The organism is Prauserella halophila, from assembly GCF_024171895.1.
In the GTDB taxonomy this organism is placed as follows: domain Bacteria; phylum Actinomycetota; class Actinomycetes; order Mycobacteriales; family Pseudonocardiaceae; genus Prauserella; species Prauserella halophila.
The window spans coordinates 1,044,403-1,069,033 of sequence record NZ_JAMTCQ010000009.1 but is presented as its reverse complement, the minus strand read 5'-3'; the positions used below and the strand labels follow the sequence as shown (position 1 = coordinate 1,069,033).

Sequence of the window (24,631 nt, the reverse complement as noted above, 5' to 3'; positions counted from 1 at the left end):
CAGCCGTCGAGCCTGCCACCCTTCCGGAAATCATATATTTAGGTTATAAAAAATAGAAAGGCTCCTGCCTGCACCGTTGGAGGTCGAGCACATGCCAGCCCCGCACCCACGCCCGACGGGCGACACCGGACCACCGGCATGACGTCCGATTCGGCTTCCGCCCCGCTCGACGGCCTCCGCGTGGTCGAATGCGCCAGCTTCGTGGCGGGCCCGTCCGGGGGCATGGCACTGTCCCGGCTCGGCGCCGACGTGCTGCGGGTCGACCCTCCCGGAGGTGGGGGCGACTTCCGCCGCTGGCCCGTCGACGCTCACGGCACGAGCCTGTACTGGGCGAACCTCAACAAGGGCAAACGTTCCCTCGCTCTCGACTTCCGCAATCCCGAGGGCCGCGAGCTCCTCCTCGCCCTCGCCACCGAATCCGGCCAGGATGCCGGCATCTACCTCGACAACGTCGCGGGCCGCGCCCGGCTGACCTCCGGGGAACTGGCCGCGCGCCGGGCCGACACGATCCACGTGCACGTCGAAGGAGTGGCAGGCGGCAAACCCGGTGTCGACTACACCGTCAACGCCGCCGTCGGTGTTCCGGCCGTCACCGGACCGGCCGACCACGACAGGCCGGTCAACCACGCCCTGCCTGCCTGGGATTTCCTGTGCGGCCAGCACGCCGTGACCGCGATCCTCGCGGCGCTGCACCGCCGCAACCGACGTGGCGAAGGCTCGTCGTCGACGATCGCCCTGTCGGATGTGGCACTGTCGGCGATCGGAGACCTGGGCTGGATCGCCGAGGCGCACCGGACCGGCCGCGCGCGGGAGCGCATCGGCAACCACACCTACGGCAGCTTCGGCGTCGACTTCCCCACCGCCGACGGCCGCCGGGTCATCGTCGTCGCACTCACCGCCGGACAGTGGGCCGGGCTCTGCACAGCCACCGGGACCGCCGAGGTGTTCGCCGCGCTCGAACCCGCCCTCGGCGCCGACCTGTCCGACGAGTCCGACCGCTACCGGTTCCGCGAGACGATCGAGGCGATCCTGCGGCCGTGGTTCGCCGCCCGCCCGTACGACGAGGTCGCCCGCCTGCTCGACGAGTCCCGCGTGCTGTGGGGCCCTTACCGCGACATGGCCGAGGCCGCGCAGTCGGCGCTCGACGACGCCACGTCCGTCGTCCGGGAGATCGACCAGCCCGGTATCGGGACGATGGCCACCGCGGCCGGCCCCATCCGCACCGCGGGCGAGGCCTCCCCTCCGCGCCCCGCACCGGCGCTCGGGGCCGACACCGACGCGGTATTGAGCCAGCGCCTCGGTCTCAGCCAGGCCGAGATCGGCAGGCTGCACGACGCCGGTCTCGTCGCAGGCCCCGCCTGAACGCCCGGCAGCACCCGACACCCAGCACCACCCGACACCCACACCGAAAGGACACCGCAACGACATGGGTCTACTCGACGGCAAGGTCGCCGTACTCACCGGCGCCGCACAGGGAATCGGCTTCGCCATCGCCGAACGATTCGTCTCCGAGGGGGCGCGGGTGGTCGTCGGTGACGTCGACGAGGCCGCGGCCGCGACCGCCGCGGACGCGCTCGGCGGCTCCGCCGTCGCGACGGCCGTGCGCTGCGACGTCACCTCGCCGACGGACACGGATGCGCTCCTCGCCGCCGCCACCGACCACTTCGGCGCGCTCGACGTCCTGGTCAACAACGCGGGCATCACCCGCGACGCGACGATGCGGACGATGACCGAGGAACAGTTCGACCAGGTCATCGACGTCCACCTGAAGGGCACGTGGAACGGTATGCGGAAGGCGTCCACGATCATGCGCGCGCAGCAACGCGGAGCGATCGTCAACATCTCGTCGCTGTCCGGCAAGGTCGGTATGGCAGGCCAGACCAACTACTCGGCGGCCAAGGCGGGCATCGTCGGCATGAGTAAGGCTGCGGCCAAGGAGATGGCCCACCACGGCGTGCGCGTCAACGCGATCCAGCCGGGACTGATCCGCTCCGCGATGACCGAGGCCATGCCCGAGCACGTGTGGGATCAGAAGATGGCCGAGATCCCGATGCACCGGCCGGGCGAGGTGTCCGAAGTGGCGAGTGTGGCACTGTTCCTCGCCTCCGACCTGTCGTCCTACATGACCGGGACCGTCCTCGAGGTCACCGGCGGGAGGTACATGTGATGAGCACCGGAATGCCCCGTGAGGCCGTGGTCTGCGAGCCGGTCCGCACCCCGATCGGCCGGTTCGGCGGCGTCCTGCGTCCGCTCGGCGCCGCCGACCTCGGCGAAACCGCCCTGCGCGGCCTGCTGGAACGCAGTGGCATCTCCCCCGAGGCGATCGACGACGTCGTGCTCGGCCACTGCTATCCGAACAGCGAGGCACCCGCGATCGGCAGGCTGGTCGCGCTGAACTCCGGACTGCCGATCACCACCGGCGGTATGCAGGTCGACCGCCGGTGCGGTTCCGGCCTGCAGTCGGTGCTGCAGGCCGCAATGCAGGTGCAGAGCGGCGCGAGCGACGTCGTCGTGGCGGGCGGCGCCGAGAGCATGAGCAACGTGGCGTTCTACTCCACCGAGATGCGCTGGGGCACCAAGGGGTCCGGCGTGATGCTGGAGGACGGGCTCGCGCGGGGCCGCATCACGGCGGGCGGCCGGAACCACCCGGTGCCGGGCGGCATGCTGGAGACCGCCGAGAACCTGCGCCGCGAGTACTCGATCCCACGCGAGGAGCAGGACCGGCTGGCCCTGACCTCGCATCAACGGGCCGTGGCGGCGCAGCAATCCGGCGTGTTCGCCGAGGAGATCGTTCCGGTGACCGTCCGCACCCGCAAGGGCGAGTCCGTTGTGGACACCGATGAGCACCCACGTGCCGACGCTTCCGCCGACACACTGGGCGGGCTGAAACCCGTGCTCGGTAAGCAGGATCCGGACGCGACCGTCACGGCAGGCAACGCCAGCGGGCAGAACGACGCGGCCGCGATGTGCGTCGTGACGCACCCCGACAAGGCCGCCGAACTGGGTCTGCGCCCGTTGGTGCGGATCGTGTCGTGGGCGCTCGCCGGAGTGCCACCGGAAACGATGGGCATCGGGCCGGTGTCGGCCTCGCGGCAGGCGCTGGACCGTGCCGGGCTCGCGATGTCCGACATGGACCTCGTCGAGCTCAACGAGGCCTTCGCCGCTCAGGTGCTCGCCTGCACCCGCGAATGGAACTTCGGTGCCGGCGATTTCGACCGCCTCAACGTCCACGGCTCCGGTATCTCCCTCGGCCACCCCGTCGGCGCGACCGGTACCCGGATCCTCGCCACCCTGGCTCGCGAGATGGACCGGCGCGAGGCCCGCTACGGCCTGGAAACGATGTGCATCGGCGGCGGCCAGGGCCTGGCCGCGGTCGTCGAACGCGTCACCGGCTGACGACGGCGGCAGGTGGCAGCCGAGCGACCGCCCACCGTCGCGTGCGGCCTCCCGGCTGCCACCCGTGTATCCGCACACCCCGCCCCAGGCCTCAGGAGGAACAGTCATGGCCCGCCTGGCACAGACCACCGGACTGTCCGACGTGCAGTCCGAGATCCTGGCCACCGTCAGGAAATTCGTCGACAACGAGATCATCCCGCGTGCGCAGGAGCTCGAACACGGCGACACGTATCCCGCCGAGATCGTCGAAGGCATGAAGGAGATGGGGCTGTTCGGCATCACCATCCCCGAGGAGTACGGCGGGCTGGGCGAATCACTGCTGACCTACGCGCTCGTGGTCGAGGAGATCGCGCGCGGCTGGATGAGCGTCTCCGGCGTGATCAACACCCACTTCATCGTGGCGCACATGATCGCCCGGCACGGCACCGAGGCGCAGAAGCGTCACTTCCTGCCCCGGATGGCGACCGGCGAGGTCCGGGGCGCGTTCTCGATGTCCGAACCCGACCTCGGCTCCGACGTCGCCGCGATCAGCACCAAAGCCACCCGCGTAGCCGCCGAGGGCGACACCCCTGCCGACGCGGGCGTTGCCGGCGAGGGAGACTACGTCGTCGACGGCACCAAGATGTGGCTCACCAACGGCGGCACGTCGACGCTCGTCGCCCTGCTGGCCCGCACCGACGAGGGAGCCGGCAGTCCACACCGGAACCTGACGACGTTCCTCGTCGAGAAACCGGAGGGCTACGGCGAGGTGCTGCCGGGACTCACGATTCCCGGCAAGATCGACAAGATGGGATACAAGGGCGTCGACACGACCGAGGCCGTGTTCGACAGCTTCCGCATCGGCGCCGACATGGTGCTCGGCGACGCTCCCGGCCAGGGCTTCTCGTACATGATGGACGGCATCGAGGTGGGCCGGGTCAACGTCTCGGCCCGCGCGTGCGGCATCGCGATCCGCGCGTTCGAGCTGGCGATCGAGTACGCCCAGCAGCGCGAAACGTTCGGCAAGCCCATCGCGCAGCACCAGGCGATCTCGTTCAAGCTGGCCGAGATGGCCACGAAGGTCGAGGCGGCCCACCAGATGATGGTCAACGCCGCGCGGCTCAAGGATTCCGGTACGCGCAACGATGTCGAAGCGGGCATGGCCAAGCTCATCGCCAGTGAGTACTGCACCGAGGTCACGCAGGAGGCGTTCCGCATCCACGGCGGTTACGGCTACTCCACCGAGTACGAGATCGAACGCCTCATGCGCGAGGCGCCGTTCCTGCTCATCGGCGAGGGCACGAGCGAGATCCAGAAGACGATCATCAGCAAGGGCCTGCTCAAGGAGTACCGCCTGCGCGACTGAGTCCGGCTGCGGCCGGGCACCGGGTCACGTGAAGCGCCACCGGGTCGGCAGGAACGTCCCCTCCAGCGGAAACGCGAACGCCGTCTCCGGGGCGATCTCGAACACGGCGAACAGCCGAGCTGCGGCCCGGGCTCCACGCGCCGGTGACTCAGCCAGGCAGTTCGACGACGGTCATCCCCGTGCCCGCGGTGGGCGCGTCCATCGCAGCCAGAGCAGCGGGTGCCTGCGCGAGGCCGATGGTCTCGCCGATCAGGTCCTCCGGCCGCAGCCTGCCGTCGGCGAGCATGCCCAGCAGCTGTGGATAGTCCCGCGCGGGCATCCCGTGGGAGCCGTAGATCTCCAGTTCCTGCGCGGTGACGACGTCCATCGGGACCGGCGGCGTCGCTGCCTCGCCGAACAGCAGGCCGACCTGCACGTGCCTGCCCCGGCGGCGCAGGCTGCGCACCGATTGGGTGCAGGTGCCGGCCGATCCGAAGGCATCCAGCGACACGTGTGCACCGCCCCCGGTGAGTTCCCGGACTGCGGCTGCGGTCTCGGCGGCACCGGAACCCGCCGAATTCACGACGGCCCGGGCTCCGAGAGTGCGGGCACTCTCGAGCGGCGAGTCCGCGACGTCGACCGCGACGACCCGTGCGCCCAGCGCGACGCCGATCTGCACCGCCGACAAGCCCACGCCCCCGCAGCCGTGCACGGCCAGCCAGTTCCCCGGCCCGATGCTGCCGTGGGCCGTCACCGCGCGGAAGGCCGTCGCGAACCGGCAACCGAGCGAGGCCGCCGCGGTGAAGTCCACGGATTCGGGCACCGCCACGAGATTCAGGTCCGCCGCGTGCAGTGCCACGCGCTCGGCATACGAGCCCGGTCCGGTGAACCCCGGCTGGGTCTGATGCGGACACACCTGGGCCTCGCCCGCGGCGCAGTACTCGCACCGGCCGCACCCGCACACGAACGGCACCGTCACCCGCGCCCCGGGGTGCCAGCGGGTGACCTCGGGGCCGGTTTCGGTGATGACGCCTGCCAGTTCGTGCCCCGGGATCTGCGGCAACGGCACCTGCTCGTGACCCTTCCAGGCATGCCAGTCCGACCGGCACACGCCGGTGGCGCGGACGGCGATCACCACACCGTCCGGCGGGCACTCGGGTTCCGGCACGTCGGTGAGCACGGGCGGTTCGCCGTAACCGGCGTAGACGACAGCCTGCATACCGTCAGTCTGACCGCCCGGCGCCGCCACCTCGCCTGCGCCCCGCCGCGGCCGTGAGGCCGTTCTCGCCCACAGCCGCGTTCTCACCCACGGCCGGTCAGGAGCGGGGCAGCAGCACCACGCCGTCGTCGTCGGCGTACAGCGTGTCGCCGGGGTGGAACGTGATGCCGCCGAATCCGACCGGGATGTCGACCTCGCCGACCCCGTCCTTGCTGCTCTTGCGCGGGTTGGTGCCGAGGGCCTTGACGCCCAGCGGCAGTCCGCCCAGCACCGCCGAGTCCCGCACCGCGCCGTTGACGACGAGCCCGGCCCAGCCGTTGCGCACCGCCGCGCCCGCGATCAGGTCACCGGTCAGTGCCGTGTGCAGCGACCCGCGGCCGTCGACCACGAGCACGCAGCCCTCGCCGTCGGAGTTCAGCAGCTGCTTGACCAGGCCGTTGTCCTGGTAACAGGACACCGTCCGCACCCTGCCGGAGAACTCGCGGTGCGAGCCGAACTGCCGGAACTGGGTATCGCACACGCGCAGCGCCTCGCCGTGCTCGTCGACGAGGTCTGCCGTACTCATCACGTCACTCACGCCCGACATCATGACCACCGCGGGCACGCCCGGTCCGCCCGGGGAGGCACACGCCACATGCGCCTGCCCCGCGGCCTGCGCCGTCAGTGGTCGGACGGGCCCCGCTCGTCGTCGGCCACGGCCTTGCCGGACGCCTCGCGCATCTCGATCAGCTCGGTCATCCAGTCACCCGTCTCGCGGGCGACGTCGCGCACCGCGCCCGTGATGATCCCGGCGATGTTGCCGACGTGCGACGCCGCCTGCTCGGTGAGTACCTGCACCGTGTCCTTACCCGCTTCGAATCGGCCGACCATGTCACCGCTCCCTCGTGTGTTCTGCGGGTGTCACGCCGCAGCAGGTGTCCGGTCGCGCTCGACTGTAGCCGGTTCCGGCGCTGAGTCCCCGCTGCCGGGAAGTGCGAACTTGACGATCTTCTTCGCCACCGACCACAACTGCTTGTGCAGCGGCCCTGTGTGGTACGGCAATCCGTACTTCTCGCAGATCGCCCGCACCTCGCCCGCGATCTGCGGATACCGCCGCGCCGGGATGTCCGGGAACAGGTGGTGCTCGATCTGGTGCGAGAGGTTGCCGGAGAGGATGTGGAACAGCGGGCCACCGGTGATGTTGGCCGAGCCGAGGATCTGCCGCAGGTACCACTGTCCGCGGGTCTCGTGTTCGGTCTCCTCCTCGGAGAAGCTCTCGACGTCGGCCGGGAAGTGGCCGCAGAAGATGATCCCGAACGACCAGAGGTTCCGCGTCAGGTTGGCCGCGGCGTTGCCCGCGAACGTGAGCGGCGCCAGCGGCCCCGTGAGCAGCGGGAACAGCACATAGTCCTTGCCGATCTGCGTGCCCATCTTCTTGCCGATGCGGCGGCGCTCCTCGCTGAACTCCGACCACTTGCGCTCACCCTTGACGACCCGGTCGATCTCGAGGTCGTGCAGCATGACGCCCCACTGGAAGAAGATCGCCAGCAACGTCGCGTACACCGGGTTGCCGAGGTAGTACGGATGCCACTGCTGCGCCGGGTCGATGCGCAGCACGCCGTAACCGACGTCGCGGTCCTTGTCGACGATGTTGGTGTAGGTGTGGTGGATGTAGTTGTGGGAGTATCGCCAGTTCTCGGCGGGTGCCACGTTGTCCCATTCGAACCGCTGCGAGCTCAGCGCCGGGTCACGCGTCCAGTCGTACTGGCCGTGCATGACGTTGTGGCCGATCTCCATGTTGTCGAGGATCTTCGCCAGCGACAGCGCGCTCACTCCCGCGAGCCAGGCGGGCGGGAAGAACCCGGCGTACATCAGTGCCCTGCCGGTGACCTCGAGGCCCCGCTGGGTCTTGATGACGTTCTGGATGTACTCGACGTCCTCGGCGCCGAGGTCGGCGACGACCCGCTGCCGCAGTTCGTCCATCTCGCGGCCGAATTCCTCGACCTGCTCCGACGTGAGCCGGTCCTGCAAGCCCGTCATGGGTGCTCCTAACAGTCGATCTCGACGTCACCGGCCGCGGCGGTGACGCACAGCTGGATTTCTTCGTCGTCCTCGGCGGATTCCTCGCCGCTCGCGGTGCGCACGACGCCGGAGACCTTGCGCTGGGTGCACGAGAAGCAGATGCCCATGCGGCAGCCGTGTTCGGGGGACAGTCCGGCGTCCTCCGCCTGTTCGAGCAGCGGCCTGCCGTCGCTCACGATGTCCACCCCGCTGCGCGCGAAGCGGATCCGGCCGCCGGTCCCGGCGACCGCCGGCACCGGTGGCGTGAACTCCTCGGTGTGCAGGTGTTCACTGATCCCCGCATCCGCGTACAGCGCGCGCACGGCGTCCATCAGCGGCGGCGGACCGCAGAGAAAGGTGGTGGCGCGCGCGAACCACGGGGCGACGCGGCGCAGGTGCTCGGCGGTGAAATGGCCGTCGGAGGCCGTGTGCCGCACGTGGATGCGCACCCCACGCCGCGCCGCGAGCTCGTCCAGCTCCTCTGCGTACGGCACGTCGGCGGGAGTCCGCGCGTAGTACAGCAGCGAGACCTCGCCCGGATACCGTTCGTCGACCAGCGTCCGCAGCATCGACAGCACGGGCGTGATGCCGCTGCCTCCCGCGACGAGCACGACGGAGTCCGGCCGCTGCTCGGGCAGTGCGAACGTGCCGCCTGCGGGCGAGAGCCCGAGCACCATGCCCAGGTGGGCACGTTCGTGCACGTGACGTGAGACCAGCCCGCCCTCGTGGGCCTTGACGGTGAATTCGAGCTCGCCGCTGCGGTGAGCGCTGCCGGCCGGCGAGTAGCAGCGCGTGCGCCGCACGCCGTCGATGTCGACGGTGACACGCACGAACTGCCCCGCGGCGAAACCCCGCCACGCCCTGCTCGGGCGAACCGTCAGCGTGATCGAGTCCCTGGTCGGCCTGCGCAGCGCCACGACCTCGCCGCGGACGTCGGTGCGCACCAGCATCGGATCGATCAGCTCGAGGTAGCGGTCGACTCCGTGCGGTGTCAGCAGCCTTTCCGCCAGCGACCCGAGCGAGGCGGGCAGCGATCCCGGCCGGGTCGCCGCGCGCCGCACCACTGTGGGTATCGCCATTCCGCGCCTCCGTTTTCAGTGAACGACTGTACACTCAATCCTGTAGGCGATCACGTGGAGGCGCAAGGTGAACACGGTCGATGTGAACGGGGTTACAGGACCGCCCGACGTATGCTCGAAGGCCATGACGGCACCGGAGACCCGCAACGAGCGCAAGGAACGGACGCGCCGCGCGCTGCTCGACGCCGCACTGGGGCTGGCGTCCGAGCGGGGATTCGCCGGACTGAGCCTGCGGGAGATCACCAAGCAGGCCGGTGTCGTGCCGACGGCGTTCTACCGCCATTTCGAGTCGATGGACGAACTCGGCGTCACGCTCGTCGAGGAGTCGATGCGCACGCTGCGGACGATGATCCGCGGTGCACGCAACACCCCCGACGGTTCGGCAGACCTCATCCGCGCGTCGGTCCGGACGCTCTCGGAGCACGTGCGTTCACACGAGGAGCACTACTGGTTCCTGGTGCGGGAACGCTACGGCGGCACCGGCGCCGTGCGCCAAACCATCGGCGTGGAGCTGAAACTCCTGGCCGGCGAGCTGGCCGTGGATCTCGCGCGGTTCGACCGTCTGCGCGACTGGTCCACCGAAGACCTGCACATGCTGGCCGACCTCATCGTGTCCGCGATGCTCGCGACCGCGCTCGAACTGCTGGAGGCGCGCCCCGGCGCGACGGCGGAGATCACGGCCGAAGCCGAGCGGAAGCTGCGCCTGATCTTTCTCGGCGTACCCCACTGGCGCAGCCGCTGAGCCCGACCGCGAAAAACCCCCGCCTCAGGAGAAGCGGCGTAGCCGCAGGCTGTTCGTCACCACGAACACCGAGCTCAGCGCCATGGCGGCGCCGGCGAGCATCGGGTTGAGCAGTCCCGCCGCCGCGAGTGGCAGCGCGGCCACGTTGTAGCCGAACGCCCAGAAGAGGTTGCCCTGGATGGTGCGCAGGGTCCGGCGGGACAATCGGATGGCGTCGGCCGCCGCGGTGAGATCGCCGCGCACCAGCGTCAGGTCGCCCGCCTCGATCGCGACGTCCGTACCGGTACCCATTGCCAGCCCCAGGTCGGCGCAGGCCAGCGCGGCAGCGTCGTTCACCCCGTCGCCGACCATCGCGACGACACGCCCCTCCGACTGCAGCCGCTGCACCACGGCCACCTTGTCCTCGGGCAGTACCTCGGCGATCACGTCGGCCGGATCGTCGATACCGACCTGCGTGGCCACGGCCCGCGCGACCGCGTCGTTGTCACCGGTCAGCAGCACCGGGCGCAGTCCCAGCGACCGCATCCGCCGCACCGCTTCGACCGACGTCGCCTTGACCTCGTCGGTGACGACCAGTACGGCACGCGCCTCGCCGTCCCAGCCCGCGATCACCGCGGTGCCACCATCGCGTTCCGCGGCGTCCTTCGCGGCCACGAGCTCGTCCGGCAGCGTCAGGCTCCACTCCCTCGCCAGCGCCTCCCTGCCCACGACGACCGCGTGGCCCTCGACCACACCGTGCACGCCGAGGCCGTTCGTCGTGGCGAAGTCGCTCGCCTCCGGCAGCGCGCCGAATTCCCGCTCCGCCGCGTCCGCGATGGCCCTGGCGATGGGATGCTGCGAGGCGTTCTCGACGGCACCGGCCAGCCGCAACGCCTCCTCGCGGGCCGTCCCCTCGGCGAGATGCACCGCACCGAGTGTCATCGCCGCGGTGGTCACGGTTCCGGTCTTGTCGAGCACGACCGTGTCGACCCTGCGCGTGGATTCGAGCACCTCGGGGCCCTTGATGAGGATGCCGAGCTGCGCGCCGCGGCCGGTACCGACGAGCAGCGCTGTCGGCGTGGCCAGGCCCAGTGCACACGGGCACGCGATGATCAGCACGGCGACGGCTGCGGTGAACGCCGCCTCGACTGCGCCACCGGTGGCCAGCCAGCCGATGAGCGTGCCCACGGCCAGCACGATGACGATCGGCACGAACACGCCGGAAATGCGGTCGGCGAGCCGCTGCACCTCGGCCTTACCGGCCTGGGCGTCCTCGACGAGCTTGGCCATCTGCGCCAGCCGCGTGTCCCCGCCGACGCGGGTCGCCTCGACCACGAGCCTGCCGCCCTGGTTGACGGTCGCGCCGACGACGGTGTCGCCCTCGGTGACCTCGACCGGCACCGACTCACCGGTGAGCATGCTCGCATCGACCGCCGACGCGCCCTCGACGACGACTCCGTCGGTCGCGATCTTCTCCCCCGGCCGCACGACGAACCGGTCACCGACACCGAGCCGGTCGACGGGGATGCGCTCCTCGCGGCCGTCGCGCAGCACGCCGACGTCCTTGGCACCGAGGTCGAGCAACGCCCGCAGCGCTGCACCGGCCCGCCGCTTCGCGCGCGCCTCGAAGTACCGGCCCGCCAGCAAGAACATCGTGACACCCGCGGCGACCTCGAGATAGATGTTCGCGCTGCCGTCCCCGCGTTCGATCGTGAACTCGAAGGCGTGCGTCATCCCGGGCATGCCCGCGCTGCCGAAGAACAGTGCGTAGAGCGACCACGCATACGCCGCGGACACGCCCATCGACACCAGCGTGTCCATCGTCGCCGCGCCGTGCCTCAGGTTGATGAGCGCGCTGCGGTGGAACGGCCACGCCGCCCACACCACGACCGGCGAGGCCAGCGTGAGCGAGGCCCACTGCCAGTTGGCGAACTGCAGCGGCGGCACCATCGCCAGCACGATCACCGGCACCGCCAGCACGATCGCCCCGATGAGGCGCTGCCGAAGGGATTCCGCTTCGCGGTCGACGGGTTCGGCGGCCGACCCGTCGTGAGCCCCGGCCTCATCGGATACCTCCGGGGCGGGCAGCGCCGCCTCGTAGCCCGCGGCTTCGACCGTCTCGACCAGCCGATCCGGCGTCACCCCGGCGGAATAGGACACGCGCGCCTTCTCGGTCGCGTAGTTCACCGACGCCGCGACGCCGTCGAGCTTGTTGAGCTTGCGTTCGATGCGGTTCGCACACGAGGCACACGTCATGCCACTGATCGCCAACTCGACCTCGTGCTCAGCCACCGGATCCTGCCCGGCGGCCTCGGCACCCTCCGGTGTCCGCGGTCCGGCCGTCATCGCCGCCTCCTTCACAGCTCGTCGCTCACGGGTGCGCGACTCGATACACGGGTTCGCGACCTCATGCGGTCAGCGTGTACCCGGCTTCTTCGACGGCCGAGCGCACGTTGTCCTCGGCCAGCTCCGCCTCGCTGGTCACGGTCACCGCTCCGGTGTCGAGGTCGACGTTCACGGACTGCACGCCGTCGAGCTCGCCGACCTCCTCGGTCACCGACGCCACGCAGTGCTGGCAGGTCATCCCGGTCACGGTGTAGGTCTTCTCGAACATCGTTGTCACCTTCCCTGTGAAATCGCCTGGCGTTTCCCGGTCACGACCGCACGAGGCGCGCTATCGCCTCGCTGGCCTCCCGGACCTTCTCGTCGGCCGCCTCGCCGCCTTCGGCGACGGCCTCGGCGACGCAATGCTTCAGATGCTCGTCCAGCAGACCCAGAGACAGTGACTGCAGCGCCTTCGTCGCGGCCGACACCTGCGTGAGGATGTCGATGCAGTACTCGTCGTCCTCGACCATCCGCTGCAATCCGCGGATCTGCCCCTCGATCCGGCGCAGCCGCTTGAGGTAGGCATCCTTGTCTCCGCTGTAACCCCGCATGACGCCTCTCCTTCGCTTCCGACGCCGCCATCGTATACCCCCTACCCCTATAAGGACACAGCGGCGGCGAGGGCGTAGTGGAGGTGAGGACGCAGCGGAAGTGAGGGCGTAGCGGAGGCACAGACACAGCAGAAGTGACGAACATGCGAGCCAAGAACTTGAGCAATCAAAGCTCAAGTTTGGGAACAAAGCCTGCCGCAACTCCGTTGAACCGAGTGACAGGCCCGAGCCGCGGGCCTCGAGCCCGAGAAGGGATCAGCGACATGGCATTCCCGGTTCTGCGCACCACCCGCACCCCGCGTCCGCTGCACACCTGGAGTCCGGTCCGCAGCCCGCTGCACGACGTCGCCGAACTGCAACGGCTACTGACAAGCGGGGCGGACGGAACCCCGCAGACCTGGTCGCCGGCCGCGGACGTTCGCGAGACCGACGAGGAGTACGTCGTCGAGATCGAGGTGCCGGGCGTCAAGCGCGAGGACATCGCGGTCGACCTGGCCGACGGAAAGCTGACCGTGAGCGGCGAGGTCACCGAGCGTGAGGGCCACTTCCGTCGCCGCACGCGCCGCACCGGCCAGTTCCGGTACGCGGCCACCCTGCCCGAGGGTGTCGACACCGAGCAGGTGGGTGCCGAACTCGCCGACGGCGTGCTGAGCGTGCACGTGCCGAAGCTCCCCGAGGACACGGCGCGCCGGATCGACGTCAAGTAGAACGACATCGCGGCAGGGCCGGCACCCGCACCCGGGCGCCGGCCCTGCCGCGCCTACATTCCTGCCGCACCGCGGTGACACCCGGGGCCACGAATTCGCCCGACCGCGAACCCGCAATTGTGTCCCACCTCACGTCAAAAGGCGGGATTTGTGTCCTGAATGGACTTTCATGCGAATTCGGTTCGGTTTGGAAACCACGCCGCCGGGTATCTGCCGAACATGGTGCACATCCCGGGACAGCAGGACAATGACGATATGAACATGGCCGAACTCGCTGAGTCGGCACGAGCAGTCGGTATCTTCTCGACCGCCCACATGAGCAAAGCGGAACTGATCGAAGCGGTCAGGCAACAACGCGAAACGGACGCCGTTCTCCGGGCCGAGGGGCCACGCACCGACAACCGGGGCTCAGGCAACCAGGGCTCAGGCAACCAGGGCAGCGGAAAACAGCGCACCGCCGGAAGGGGAACCGGCGAAGGGCGCACCGGCGAGCGGGCCGGCGACGTTCCCGTTCAGACCGCCGAGCGGCGCCTGACCGGAGGAGTCACTGGGTGACGAGTGAACGGCTCGCCAGTTCCGCGGCGTGGAGCTCCCGCCCCAGCTGAGCGGCCATGCGCTGCGCGCGGGCCAACGCGGCTGCCGCTTCGAACGTCGACTGGGTCGCTTCGCCGTAGGCCGCGTCGTCACCGACGTTGCCGGACCACAGCTGCTGCTCGAGCCGCGTACCCGCTTCGGGGAGGAACCGGGCGAGGTTCTCGGCGAGCTGCCGCAGCGAACCCAGCACTTCGTGCAGTTCCGCCTCGTGATCGGCGCGCGGAGCCGTGCCGCGGCGGGCGGCCCACTGCTGCAGACTGCGCGTCGCGTCTTCAGCACGGGCAGCCAGTGTGCCGGGGTCGGCCGGGGCGCCCACGTTCGTCTGGTCGGCATTGCCGGATGCGGTCATGGCGGTTCCCTCTACGGATGGCGGAACAAAAAGCGAACTCGGGGCCGGATGCATTCTCCGGGAAATCCGGTCTTGTTTCACGTTAACCCCGGGTAGCAGATTTCAGGCCGCGATGTGGCGAAGCTCAAGTTTCGCCACGGACCGGCGCACTTCGGCGGGTTCCGGCACCACTCACGGCGAATGAAGATCGAATTCTGCTGAAACCGGCCCGTCCGATCGATTTTTCGATCAGTTCGGGTCCGTGTCGTCCGGGCCGCCGCGTGCGAGGCGTGCGAGCGCGTCGAGTGCGTCGGTGAGCACGGATTCGGGCGGAGCGGCCAGCGCCAGCCGAACCGCGGACGGGGCATGCCCCTCGTCGATCGTGAACGACGCCGCCGGGCTGACCGCAATGCCGTGACGTGCCGCTGCGGCGACGAAGGTGTCCGCCCGCCACGGTTCGGGAAGCTCCCACCAGCAATGATAGGAACGCGGATCGGCACGTACCGCGAACCCGTCCAGCCGGGTCCGCATCAGTTCCTGCCGCCGAGCCGCATCGGCACGTTTCCCCGCGACGAGCTCGCCGACCGTGCCGTCGGCGATCCACCGGGTAGCCGCGTCCAGCGCGAATCCGGTCGCCGCCCATCCGCCGCAGCGCAGTGCCCGCGCGACGTCGTCCCGGCGTTCCGCGGGCGCGACGACGAAGCCGAGGGTCAACCCGGGCGCGATCCGCTTCGACAGGCTGTCGACGACGACCGTGCATTCCGGAATGTGGTCGGCCAACCGCGGATCGTCACAGAGAAAGGCGTTCACCCGGTCCTCGATCACCGGAACGCCGCGGTCCCGGACCACCGCGGCGAATGCCTTCTTCCGTTCCTCCGGCATCGTCGGCCCGAGCGGATTCTGCAACGCGGGCTGGACGTACACGGCGTCGACCGCCGCCTGCTCGAGCGCGTCGGGACGAAGTCCGTCCTCGTCGAGATCGAGCGGCACGAGGGTGACACCGCGGCCGGCGGCGATCCCGCGCACCACCGGGTAGGTCAGCGCCTCCACCCCGAGCCGTCCGCCCGGGGGCACGAGGGCCGCGACCGCGGCGGCGATCGCCTGCCGTCCGTTACCGGTGAACAGCACGCCGTCCGGGTCGAGGTCCCCGAGCAGGCCCGCGGCGGCCGTGCGCGCCTCGGCACTGCCGCCCACGGGGACGGGCGCCGAGGCCGCAGCGAACGCATCGGGGCGGAGGACACCCGACAGGCCGCGGGTCAGCAGTTCCGACTGCCCCGGCAACGACGGGAAGTTCAGTTCGAGGTCGACCCGTGCCCGTGCCGGCTCCCCGCCGGAAGGATCGACGGGTGGCGTCGCGGCCCGGACGAACGTGCCCCGGCCCACCTCGCCGACGACGAGGCCCCGCCGGGTCAGCTCCGCATACACGCGGGAGGCCGTCGAGCCGGCGATGCCGCGACGGCGCGCGAACCGACGCTGCGGCGGTAACTGCTCCCCCACCCGGAGCCGGCCCGATGCGATCTCCGCGGCGACCGCATCGGCGATGGCCCGATAGTCCTCGTCACGGGAACCGACCATGCCCGCACCGTCGCAGAATATTGCACCGAGGTCAATGTTTTGATTGCACCGATCAGCATGCCCTTCTAGCGTCACAACCATGACGGCGACGGGAACTACGACGACAGCAGGCGCACGAGTGGCCTACGACGACGCGGGACACGGCCGCACCGTCGTACTGCTCCACGGCCACCCCTTCGACCGGTCGATGTGGTGGCCGCAACGGGAACGACTGGCCGCCGCAGGACGGCGCGTCATCGTGCCGGACCTGCGCGGATACGGCGACACCCCGAGTAGGGACACGTGCACCCCGCTCGCGGTGTTCGCCGGCGACATCCTCGCACTGCTCGACGAGCTCGACGTCGAGCACTTCGTCCTCGGCGGACTGTCGATGGGCGGACAGATCGCCCTCGCAACCCACCGATTACTCCGATACAGATCGGAGCATTATCGGGTCCGGGGAATGCTACTCGCGGCGTCGTCCCCACATCCCGAGAACGCCGCCGGAGTCCGAGCCCGCCGTGCCACGGCCGACCGCCTGCTGTCCGAGGGCATGCGACGGTACGCCGGAGACATGCTGCCGCGGATGCTGGCACCCGACAGCATCCGGGCACTCCCCGCCACCGCCCGGCACGTCCGCCGCATGATGACCGCCACGCCGCTCGACGGCGCCGCCGCCGCACTCCGTGGCCGGGCGATGCGGCCCGACTACCGGCCCGAGCTCGCCGAGATCACCGTGCCCGCGCTCGTCGTCGTGGGCGAGCACGACACCCTCACCCCGGTGCCGATCGCCCGGGACACGGCGGCCGCCCTGCCCCGGGGCCGGCTCGCCGTCGTCGACGGCACGGCACATCTGCCGAACCTGGAGCACGAAGTCGCCTTCAACGACACCCTGCAGCACTTCGTCGAGACGTGCGACGGCTGAACGTCACGCCGCAACGGTGCGCCAAGGGCGTACGGCGCGGGGTGTACGGAGAACCACGACGCACCCCGCGCCGTGGCCAGCGCGACGGCGTCGTCGACGAACAAGCTGCGCAACGCCTCCTGATCACCGCCGCGGACCAGCGGACGAACGTGTCCTGCACGGCGTCCTCGGCGTCGGCGACCGTGCCGAGCATGCGATAGGCGACGGCCAGCAACCGGCTGCGCGCCTCCTCGAAGGTGCGAACGTGCTCGCCGGCGAAGGACACGTCTCCGATCCGGCCACCCGGTCACCCAGTCATGCGCTTCACACCCGCGCGGGCTCGACGACGTCGAACGTCAGCCCCTTGCCTCCGACGTCGATGCGCACCGTGGCCCCCTCGGCGATCTCCCCGCCGAGCAGCATCCGCGACAGGACGTTGTCGACCTCGCGCTGGATCGTGCGCCGCAGCGGGCGGGCGCCGTACTCGGGTTGATATCCCGCTTCGGCGAGCCAGCGCACCGCGTCCTCGCTGACGTCCACCTCGACGTCCTGCGCGCGTGCCTTGCGCCGCGTCTCCTCCAACAGCAGCGACGTCACCTGTTCCAGCTGCTCGGAGGTGAGCTTGCGGAACACGATGATCTCGTCGATGCGGTTGAGGAACTCCGGCCGGAAGTTGTCCCGCAACCTGCGCATCAGCCGGTCGCGCAGCGGCTCGTCGCCGTCGTCGCCGCTGGAAGCGGCGAAGCCGAGCGCACCCTGCGTACCGCTCAGCACGAGTTCCGACCCGATGTTGCTGGTCATGATCAGCACCGTGTTGGTGAAGTTCACGGTCCGGCCGCGGCCGTCGGTGAGCCTGCCGTCGTCGAGGACCTGCAGCAGGATGTTGAACACCTCCGGGTGCGCCTTCTCGATCTCGTCGAGCAGCACCACCGAGTACGGCGTCCGCCGAACGGCCTCGGTCAGCTGGCCCGCCTCCTCGTAGCCGACGTAGCCCGGTGGGGCACCGATCAGGCGGGAGACGGTGTGCCGTTCGCCGTACTCGGACATGTCCAGCCGGATCATGCGGTCGTCGCCACCGAACAACGCCGCGGCGAGTGCTCGGGCCAATTCGGTCTTGCCGACCCCGGTCGGGCCGAGGAACAGGAAGCTGCCGGACGGCCGATCGGGTTCGGCGAGGCCCGCCCGGGTGCGGCGCACGGCCTCCGCGATCGCCTCGACCGCCTCGTCCTGACCGACGACCCGTCGGTGGAGGTGTTCCTCCAGCTTGAGCAGCCGTTCGCGTTCCTCCTGCGTCAACTGTGCGACGGGGATGCCGGTGAGCCGCGACACGACCTCCGCGATGTCGGTCCGACCGACCTCTGCCTCCCCGGCCGGCCGGTCCTGGTTGCGAGCCTGTTCGATCCGTTCCCGCAGTTCGTTGATCTCGTCCCGCAGTGCCGAGGCCCGTTCGTAGTGTTCCTCGCTCACGGCCTGGTCGCGGTCACGGGACAGCTGGTCGAGGCGGTCCTGCAGCTCCGTGAGGCCTTCCGGCCGCTGCGCCGACCGCATGCGCACCCGCGCGCCCGCCTGGTCGATCAGATCGATCGCCTTGTCGGGCAGATGCCGGTCGGTGATGTAGCGGTCGGACATGGTGACCGCGGCGTTCAGGGCCTCGTCGGTGAACCGCACCTGGTGATGCGCCTCGTACTGGTCGCGCAGCCCGTGCAGGATCGTCAGCGCGTCCTCCACCGTCGGCTCCGGCACGAGGATCGGCTGGAACCGACGTTCGAACGCCGGGTCGGTCTCGATGTTGGTGCGGTACTCGTCGAGCGTCGTCGCGCCGACGATGTGCAGCTCACCGCGGGCGAGCGCCGGTTTGAGCATGTTGCCCGCACCCATCGAACCCTCCGACGACCCCGCGCCCACGACCATGTGCAGCTCGTCGATGAACACGACGAGCTCGTCGCGGTGTTCGCGGATCTCGTCCAGCAGGGCCGTCATCCGCTCCTCGAAATCGCCGCGGTATCGCGTGCCCGCGACCATCGCCGTGAGGTCGAGCTGGATCACCCTGCGGTCGCCGAGGATGTCCGGCACCTGCCGATCGGCGATGCGCTGCGCGAGGCCCTCCACGATCGCCGTTTTGCCCACGCCCGCTTCACCGATCAGCACCGGGTTGTTCTTCGTCCGGCGTGACAGCACCTCGATGGTCTGCTCGATCTCCGAGTCCCTGCCGACCACCGGGTCGAGCTCACCACCCGAAGCCAGCGCGGTGAGGTCGCGGCCGTACTGCTCCAACGTCGGGGTGTTGCCCGTCCCGCCGCCGCCACGTGACGTCCCCGAGCCCCCGCCACGGCCCGTGGCCTGTCCCGGCTGCGACGCCGTGGAGGCGCCGCCGGGTTCCGGGCCGGCCAGCGCGCGGCGGATCGTCTCCGGCGTCACGCCCGAGTCGCCGAGCATCCGTCCCGCCGGGGAGTCCTGGTGCGCCACGAGCGCGAGCAGGATGTGCTCCGGGCCGATGTAGCTCGAACGCAGCTGCCGGGAGATCTGGTGGGCGTCCATCAGGATGCGTTTGGCCGCCGGGGTGAGGACCGGGGCCGACGACGGGCCGCCGGCGGAGCCGCGCTCGGCATGCTCGCCGATCTGTGTGGCGAGCGCGTCCGGGTCGCCGCCCGCGCGCTGGATCAGCTCGCGACTGCCCGGCACCTGCGTCGCGCCCCAGAGCAGATGCAGCGAGTCGAGTTCGGCGCTGCCCTGCCTGCCGACCTGCTGCACCGACGCCGACAACAGCGCCAGGGCCTGCTCGCTCATCAACCGCGTGATGCCCAGCGGGGCCTGGCGCCCCGGCATCGCACCGCGGCTCGAACCGCCGAAGAACTGGGCGAGCAGCTGGTCGAACGGACTGGGGCCGGGTTCGCCGAAGAAGCCGGACATGGACGGTCTCCTCCCTACCGATGGCGGGATCTGCCGCACACGTGGCTACCCACTGAGCCGAGGTGTCAACCAGCCCTGCCGAGCCGCGAACTCCGGCCGCGCGTGTCCTGCACTCAGAACCGCGTGTCCTGCACTCGGACACGTGTGTTCTGCACCGGGCATTCGCGCAGAGGACGGGCTCACCAGCTCGGCGGCCGCGCTCGTTGACACCCCGTCCCCGGACCTGCAACACCGTCCCGGACTAACCGGTCGCTTGCCTGCGGAACTCACTGGGATTGACACCCCGGACGCGTTTGAATGCGGCGCTGAACCCGAACGGATCGGAATAACCCACGGTGCGGGCGATGTCGGCGATCGTCGCCGAGGCCCGCTCGACCAACAGCTCCGCGGCGAGCGTCATCCGCCAGCGCGTGAGATACGTCAGCGGCGGTTCGCCCATCAGCTCGGCGAATCGTTTGGCGAGGGTCGCACGGGCCACACCGGCACCACCGGCGAGCGTGGCGACCGTCCACGGCGCCGCGGGGTCGGCGTGCATCCGTCGTAGCGCGACGCCCACGACCGGATCGTGCTGCGCCGCCCACCACGCCGGCGGTCTCCCGTCCGGCCGGTCGAACCACTCGCGCAACGTGCAGACCAACATCCAGTCCAGGAGCCGATCGAGGACGACCTGTTGGCCCGGCCGGTCGATCGCGACCTCCTCGGCGAGATGGTCCAGCACGCCGTCACCCGTCCCGCCACCGTCCACCCGCAACACGCCGGGCAGTGCCTCGAGCAGCCGGCCGTTGATCTCGCCACGGGCGGGATAGGCCCCGACGATCAGCGCTACGTCGGCATCACCGGTGTCGTGCCAACCACGGCGATGCCGCGTGCCACCCTGGCCGGGGACCGCGCAATGTTGCCCGCACGCGACCGGGTCGGCACGCGTGCCGACCTCGTCGACGAAGCTGAACGGCTCCGGTCCGCGGACGACGACGGTGTCCCGGTCACGCAGCGGTACCGGGACACCGTGTTCCGGCACGATCCAGCCCGCTCCGCCGAGCACGGTGCACAGCGTCAACGGTGCACCGTCGGCGAAATGCAACGACCACGGCGGCGTCAGCATCGAGCTACCGAACAGCGACCCGTGTGCCCGCACGCCGCGGATCAGGTCGGCGAACACGTCCACCATGCCGAGTGTAGACGAATACACAGGCATTCCGGTGTCCTGGCCATGGGATCGTCCGAGCGAATCGAGTTGACTCGTAGGTATGACAACCGAGACCGCGATGTCGACGCCGTTGACCGCCCCCGACCTGGCCTTCCTCCGCCGCCCGCTGCACGGCTTCCTGTCCGTGGCGGCGGGACCGCTGCCGCCACAGCCGCGCCCCGTGTGGTTCGAGGTCACCGAGGCAGGCACGATCCAGCTGTTCACCTATCCGGACGCGCCCAAGGTACGGCGGTTACGCCGGGACCCGCGCGCCTCGATCGTCGTCGCCGCACCGGTGGGCGAACCGGAGCAGTGGGTATCGGTCAGCGGTCGCGTCACGATCGAGTCCGAGGGTGCGCACGCACTGTTGGACCGTCTCGCGGCTCGCTACTGGGACCTCGACGACCCCGGGCACGCCGCCGACCTGGCCACCATGCGGTCGGAGGAGTGGGCGCGCATCGTCATCCGGCCCGAATCCGTCCACCGTGCGACGGGCTGACGCGGCTGAAAGGCGCTGACCGGAGCCCGCGGTGCGGCCCGCCGGCACGGTCGCGCGCCAGCGTGTCGGTGACGGGCGACAGCCGGGTGACGGGTGGGCGCAACACAGTCCCCGGAATGCGCAACACAGGCCCTGGAGAACGCAACACGGCGTCCGGAATGCGCAACACGCGGTTACATGTTGATCATGTGGCCCGCGAGACCGTGAACCGCCTCCTTGATGGCCTCGCCGAGTGTCGGGTGGGCGTGCACGTTGCGGGCGACCTCGTGGACCGTCAGGTCCCACTGCTGGGCGAGCGTCAGTTCGGGCAGCAGCTCGGTGACCTCGGGGCCGATCAGGTGGGCACCGAGGAACTCGCCGTGGGCGGAGTCGGCGATCACCTTGACGAACCCGACCGGGTCGGCCAGCCCGTGCGCCTTGCCGTTGGCCGTGAACGGGAACTTCTGCACCTGCACGTCGTGACCCGCGTCGCGCGCCTCCTCCTCGGTGAGCCCGAACGAGGCGATCTGCGGCTGGCAGTACGTCGCCCGCGGGATCATGCGGAAGTCGAGCTCCATCGTCTCGGCATCGGCGATGGTCTCCGCGGCGATCATGGCCATCGACTCGGCGGCGTGGGCGAGCATCAGCTTCGCCGTCACGTCGCCGATCGCGAAGATGTTCGGCACATTGGTGCGACCCCGGCCGTCGACGTCGATCGCACCGCGGTCGGTCAGCTGTACGCCCGTGTTCTCGAGCCCGAAGCCCTCGACGTTCGGCGCGAAGCCCATGGCCTGCAGCACCTTGTCGGCCTCGAGGACCTGCTGCTGACCGCCGGACGACACGGTGACGCGCACGCCGGTGCCGTTGTCCTCGATCGACTCGACCTTCGTCGACGTCAGCACCTCGACGCCGAGCTTGCGGTAGCGGCGCGCGAGTTCGGCCGACACCTCGTCGTCCTCGGCCGGCACCATGCGGTCGGCGAACTCCACGACGGTGACCTTCACACCGTAGTTGTGCAGCACGTAGGCGAACTCGACGCCGATCGCACCGGCACCGGCGACGACGATGCTGTCCGGCAGCTCCTCGGTGAGGATCTGTTCCTCGTAGGTGACCACGTTCTGGCTGCGCTGTGTACCGGGCAGCAGTTTCGGGCTGGCGCCCGAGGCGATGATGCAGTGGTCGAACGTGACCGTGTCGGTCTCGCCGTCGCTGCGCCGCACGTCGATCGCGTTCGGGCCGGTGAACGAACCGCGGCCGTTCAGCTGCGTGATGGCATTCTTCTTCATCAGGTAGTGAATGCCCTTGACGCGACCGTCGGCCACCTTGCGGCTGCGCTGGTAGGCCGCGCCGTAGTCGAAGGTGATCTCACCGGTCGTCTGGATTCCGAAGGTCTTGGCCTCGGAGGTGAACAGATGGGCCAGCTCCGCGTTCCGCAGCAGCGCCTTCGACGGGATGCAGCCCACGTTCAGGCACACACCGCCCCAGTAGCGCTCCTCGATGATGGCGGTGTCGTACCCGAGCTGGGCAGCCCGGACCGCGGCGGTGTATCCGCCGGGGCCGGCACCCAGGACCACAACGTCGAAGTGTTCGCTCATGGCGGCGATTATGCCCCGCACCACACCAAGCGGCCCTCACCCCGGCCACGGGCGTGACCTGGGTCGCTCTGCCGGGCCTTTCACCGACCCGGCAGAGCGTTCATGCAGATCAGGCCGGATCGAGCAGCACGACGGGGATGTCGCGGTTGGTCTTGGCCCGGTAATCGTCGTAGGAAGGCCACACCGCAGCCATCAGCGGCCACAACTCGGCCTTCTCCTCGGCGTTCGCGGTGCGGGCCACGGCGTCGAACTTCGCCGCGCCCACCTGGATCTTCACGTTCGGATCGGCCACGAGGTTCTTGTACCAGCCGGGATCGTCGGGCGCACCGCCCTTGGACGCCACGACGACGTAGGAACCACCGTGCGACTGGTAGATCAGCGCTGACTTACGCGGCTCGCCGGTCTTCCGCCCGGTGGTGGTGAGAACCAAAGTCGGCACCCCGTCCTGCCACACGTGGCCGACCTCGCCGTCGGTCTCCTCGTACTTCCGAACGTGTTCGTCGCCGAACAGCACGTCGCTCATCGTCGGCCCCTTCGCCATACACCTGCTGGGTCTGCTGATCGTCATCCTAGGACGTCGGCGAGCATCGCGCGGTCGACGTTGCCCCCGGAGACGACCACGACCGTGCGGCCCCGCGGCAACTCACCCGACCGGTGGAGATAGGCGGCGAGAGGTACCGCGCCGGACGGCTCGGCGATCAACCGGTTCCGGGTGGCGAGCACCCGCATGGCCTCGCAGATCTCGTCATCGGTGACGGTGACGATGCCGTCGAGGACAGCGCGCAGGTGTGCGAACGTCAGCTCGGTCGGCTGTGCACGCAGTCCGTCCGCCACCGTCCTGGCGCGGTCCGCCACGGGCCACTCGACCACGTGCCCGGCACGCAAGCTGTCGGCGGCGTCCGCAGCCAGCTCCGGTTCGACCCCGTACACGGCAGCATTCGGGCACAGCGCCTTCACGGCCGTTCCGACGCCCGACGCGAGCCCTCCACCGCTGACCGGAACGAGCACGAGCTCCACGTCCGGGAAATCGTCGGCGATCTCGAGCCCGGCGGTGCCCTGACCGGCGATGATGTCAGGGTGATCGAACGGCGGCACGAGCGCCGCACCGAGCTCGTCGACCAGCCGGAACGCCGTCGACTCCCGTTCGGCGAGCGGCACCAGCACGACCTCGGCGCCGTACAACCGCGTGCCGTCGATCTTCACCTGCGGAGTGCCCTCGGGCATCACGATGTGGGCGGGAACGCCGAAACGCTGCGCCGCGCGCGCCACCGCCTGCGCATGATTACCGCTCGAATACGCCACGACGCCCTGTCCCTTGGCGACACCCTGCCTCCTCGTCCGGTCGTCGAGCGCCGCCAGCGCGTTCGACGCACCACGGAGTTTGAACGCACCGATCGGCTGCAGGTTCTCGGGCTTCAACCACAGCGGACGGTCGGCGTCGGCCCACGGTGCCGACAGCAGCGGCGTACGCAGAACCTCGCCGCGCACCCGGTCGGCGGCGGTACGGATGTCGTCGAGTGACACGAGCTGCATACCCGCAGTCTGCCCGCACCCGGTGCCGATGCCGTATTCAGGGCAGGCCGCCGCGGCACTCCGACTTAGAATCAGGTCGACTTCGAATCAGGTCGACTTCGAGTTAGGTGGAAGTCGACGCGCGGTT

Annotated in this window: 25 protein-coding genes; 9 read left to right on the top strand and 16 right to left on the bottom strand. The window is 69.9% G+C overall.

Annotated features, from left to right (window positions below; all coding sequences use genetic code 11):
• Window positions 1-138: 138 nt before the first annotated feature.
• From LY41_RS11175 to LY41_RS11160, 4 genes are all read left to right on the top strand, one after another.
• Window positions 139-1,362 carry a CoA transferase gene (locus LY41_RS11175; RefSeq protein WP_253863801.1) on the top strand — a complete coding sequence of 408 codons (1,224 nt, stop codon included), beginning with the start codon at window positions 139-141 and terminating at the stop codon, window positions 1,360-1,362.
• A gap of 64 nt (window positions 1,363-1,426) precedes the next feature.
• On the top strand, window positions 1,427-2,167 hold the full coding sequence (fabG, locus tag LY41_RS11170; protein ID WP_253863800.1) for a 3-oxoacyl-ACP reductase FabG: 741 nt from the start codon (window positions 1,427-1,429) through the stop codon (window positions 2,165-2,167).
• The gene (locus LY41_RS11165; RefSeq protein ID WP_253863799.1) at window positions 2,167-3,396 is read left to right on the top strand and encodes an acetyl-CoA C-acetyltransferase; all 1,230 of its coding nucleotides are present in this window, start codon (window positions 2,167-2,169) and stop codon (window positions 3,394-3,396) included. The genes fabG and LY41_RS11165 overlap by 1 nt, the downstream gene beginning before the upstream one ends.
• A 106-nt stretch (window positions 3,397-3,502) precedes the next feature.
• The gene (locus LY41_RS11160; RefSeq protein ID WP_253863798.1) at window positions 3,503-4,741 is read left to right on the top strand and encodes an acyl-CoA dehydrogenase family protein; all 1,239 of its coding nucleotides are present in this window, start codon (window positions 3,503-3,505) and stop codon (window positions 4,739-4,741) included.
• 148 nt (window positions 4,742-4,889) lie between these two features.
• On the opposite strand, the gene LY41_RS11155 is transcribed toward LY41_RS11160, so the two are convergent.
• The 5 genes from LY41_RS11155 to LY41_RS11135 all read right to left on the bottom strand — a co-directional run bounded on the left by LY41_RS11155 (window position 4,890) and on the right by LY41_RS11135 (window position 9,058).
• Window positions 4,890-5,939 carry a zinc-dependent alcohol dehydrogenase family protein gene (locus tag LY41_RS11155; protein ID WP_253863797.1) on the bottom strand — a complete coding sequence of 350 codons (1,050 nt, stop codon included), beginning with the start codon at window positions 5,937-5,939 and terminating at the stop codon, window positions 4,890-4,892.
• 97 nt (window positions 5,940-6,036) lie between these two features.
• Window positions 6,037-6,504, bottom strand: a complete 468-nt coding sequence (gene rraA, locus LY41_RS11150) for a ribonuclease E activity regulator RraA (RefSeq protein WP_253864087.1) — start codon at window positions 6,502-6,504, stop codon at window positions 6,037-6,039.
• A gap of 95 nt (window positions 6,505-6,599) precedes the next feature.
• Entirely contained in the window at window positions 6,600-6,809 is a 210-nt protein-coding gene (locus LY41_RS11145) for a hypothetical protein (RefSeq protein WP_253863796.1), read from the bottom strand.
• Between the two features lie 30 nt (window positions 6,810-6,839).
• On the bottom strand, window positions 6,840-7,958 hold the full coding sequence (locus LY41_RS11140) for a fatty acid desaturase family protein (protein ID WP_253863795.1): 1,119 nt from the start codon (window positions 7,956-7,958) through the stop codon (window positions 6,840-6,842).
• A gap of 8 nt (window positions 7,959-7,966) precedes the next feature.
• A complete protein-coding gene (locus LY41_RS11135) occupies window positions 7,967-9,058 on the bottom strand; it encodes a ferredoxin reductase (protein ID WP_253863794.1) in 1,092 nt (363 codons plus the stop codon).
• Between the two features lie 124 nt (window positions 9,059-9,182).
• Here LY41_RS11135 and LY41_RS11130 point away from each other — a divergent pair, with 124 nt between their 5' ends.
• Entirely contained in the window at window positions 9,183-9,800 is a 618-nt protein-coding gene (locus tag LY41_RS11130) for a TetR family transcriptional regulator (RefSeq protein WP_253863793.1), read from the top strand.
• A 24-nt stretch (window positions 9,801-9,824) separates the two neighbouring features.
• Here LY41_RS11130 and LY41_RS11125 read toward each other — a convergent pair whose 3' ends face one another.
• From LY41_RS11125 to LY41_RS11115, 3 genes are all read right to left on the bottom strand, one after another.
• On the bottom strand, window positions 9,825-12,035 hold the full coding sequence (locus LY41_RS11125; RefSeq protein WP_253864086.1) for a heavy metal translocating P-type ATPase: 2,211 nt from the start codon (window positions 12,033-12,035) through the stop codon (window positions 9,825-9,827).
• A gap of 151 nt (window positions 12,036-12,186) precedes the next feature.
• Window positions 12,187-12,393 (bottom strand): heavy-metal-associated domain-containing protein, encoded by a 207-nt coding sequence (locus tag LY41_RS11120; RefSeq protein WP_253863792.1) that lies wholly within the window; start codon window positions 12,391-12,393, stop codon window positions 12,187-12,189.
• A gap of 40 nt (window positions 12,394-12,433) precedes the next feature.
• Entirely contained in the window at window positions 12,434-12,715 is a 282-nt protein-coding gene (locus LY41_RS11115) for a metal-sensitive transcriptional regulator (RefSeq protein WP_253863791.1), read from the bottom strand.
• Window positions 12,716-12,978: 263 nt separating this feature from the next.
• Between LY41_RS11115 and LY41_RS11110 the strand changes: the two genes are divergently transcribed.
• Both LY41_RS11110 and LY41_RS11105 read left to right on the top strand, forming a co-directional pair.
• Window positions 12,979-13,422, top strand: coding sequence for an Hsp20/alpha crystallin family protein (locus LY41_RS11110; protein ID WP_253863790.1), 444 nt, complete (start codon window positions 12,979-12,981; stop codon window positions 13,420-13,422).
• A gap of 159 nt (window positions 13,423-13,581) precedes the next feature.
• On the top strand, window positions 13,582-13,977 hold the full coding sequence (locus LY41_RS11105; RefSeq protein ID WP_253863789.1) for a Rho termination factor N-terminal domain-containing protein: 396 nt from the start codon (window positions 13,582-13,584) through the stop codon (window positions 13,975-13,977).
• Here the strand turns inward: LY41_RS11105 and LY41_RS11100 are convergent.
• Window positions 13,967-14,365 (bottom strand): hypothetical protein, encoded by a 399-nt coding sequence (locus LY41_RS11100; protein WP_253863788.1) that lies wholly within the window; start codon window positions 14,363-14,365, stop codon window positions 13,967-13,969. The two genes, LY41_RS11105 and LY41_RS11100, sit on opposite strands and share 11 nt — an antisense overlap.
• A gap of 228 nt (window positions 14,366-14,593) precedes the next feature.
• Window positions 14,594-15,919 (bottom strand): aminotransferase-like domain-containing protein, encoded by a 1,326-nt coding sequence (locus LY41_RS11095; RefSeq protein WP_253863787.1) that lies wholly within the window; start codon window positions 15,917-15,919, stop codon window positions 14,594-14,596.
• A gap of 79 nt (window positions 15,920-15,998) precedes the next feature.
• Here LY41_RS11095 and LY41_RS11090 point away from each other — a divergent pair, with 79 nt between their 5' ends.
• Entirely contained in the window at window positions 15,999-16,823 is an 825-nt protein-coding gene (locus tag LY41_RS11090) for an alpha/beta fold hydrolase (RefSeq protein ID WP_253863786.1), read from the top strand.
• Here the strand turns inward: LY41_RS11090 and LY41_RS24065 are convergent.
• The 3 genes from LY41_RS24065 to LY41_RS11075 form a co-directional block, all read right to left on the bottom strand.
• On the bottom strand, window positions 16,780-17,016 hold the full coding sequence (locus LY41_RS24065) for a hypothetical protein (protein WP_372493228.1): 237 nt from the start codon (window positions 17,014-17,016) through the stop codon (window positions 16,780-16,782). The genes LY41_RS11090 and LY41_RS24065 overlap by 44 nt on opposite strands.
• 110 nt (window positions 17,017-17,126) lie before the next feature.
• Window positions 17,127-19,712, bottom strand: coding sequence for an ATP-dependent Clp protease ATP-binding subunit (locus LY41_RS11080; RefSeq protein WP_253863785.1), 2,586 nt, complete (start codon window positions 19,710-19,712; stop codon window positions 17,127-17,129).
• 241 nt (window positions 19,713-19,953) lie between these two features.
• Window positions 19,954-20,877: an AraC family transcriptional regulator gene (locus LY41_RS11075; RefSeq protein ID WP_253863784.1), complete on the bottom strand. Its 924-nt coding sequence runs from the start codon at window positions 20,875-20,877 to the stop codon at window positions 19,954-19,956.
• An 82-nt stretch (window positions 20,878-20,959) separates the two neighbouring features.
• Between LY41_RS11075 and LY41_RS11070 the strand changes: the two genes are divergently transcribed.
• Window positions 20,960-21,397 carry a pyridoxamine 5'-phosphate oxidase family protein gene (locus LY41_RS11070; protein WP_253863783.1) on the top strand — a complete coding sequence of 146 codons (438 nt, stop codon included), beginning with the start codon at window positions 20,960-20,962 and terminating at the stop codon, window positions 21,395-21,397.
• Window positions 21,398-21,570: 173 nt separating this feature from the next.
• On the opposite strand, the gene lpdA is transcribed toward LY41_RS11070, so the two are convergent.
• From lpdA to LY41_RS11055, 3 genes are all read right to left on the bottom strand, one after another.
• Window positions 21,571-22,971: a dihydrolipoyl dehydrogenase gene (lpdA, locus tag LY41_RS11065; protein ID WP_253863782.1), complete on the bottom strand. Its 1,401-nt coding sequence runs from the start codon at window positions 22,969-22,971 to the stop codon at window positions 21,571-21,573.
• 109 nt (window positions 22,972-23,080) lie between these two features.
• Entirely contained in the window at window positions 23,081-23,485 is a 405-nt protein-coding gene (locus LY41_RS11060; protein ID WP_253864085.1) for a nitroreductase family deazaflavin-dependent oxidoreductase, read from the bottom strand.
• A 50-nt stretch (window positions 23,486-23,535) separates the two neighbouring features.
• Entirely contained in the window at window positions 23,536-24,504 is a 969-nt protein-coding gene (locus LY41_RS11055) for a threonine ammonia-lyase (RefSeq protein WP_253863781.1), read from the bottom strand.
• Between the last annotated feature and the right edge of the window lie 127 nt (window positions 24,505-24,631).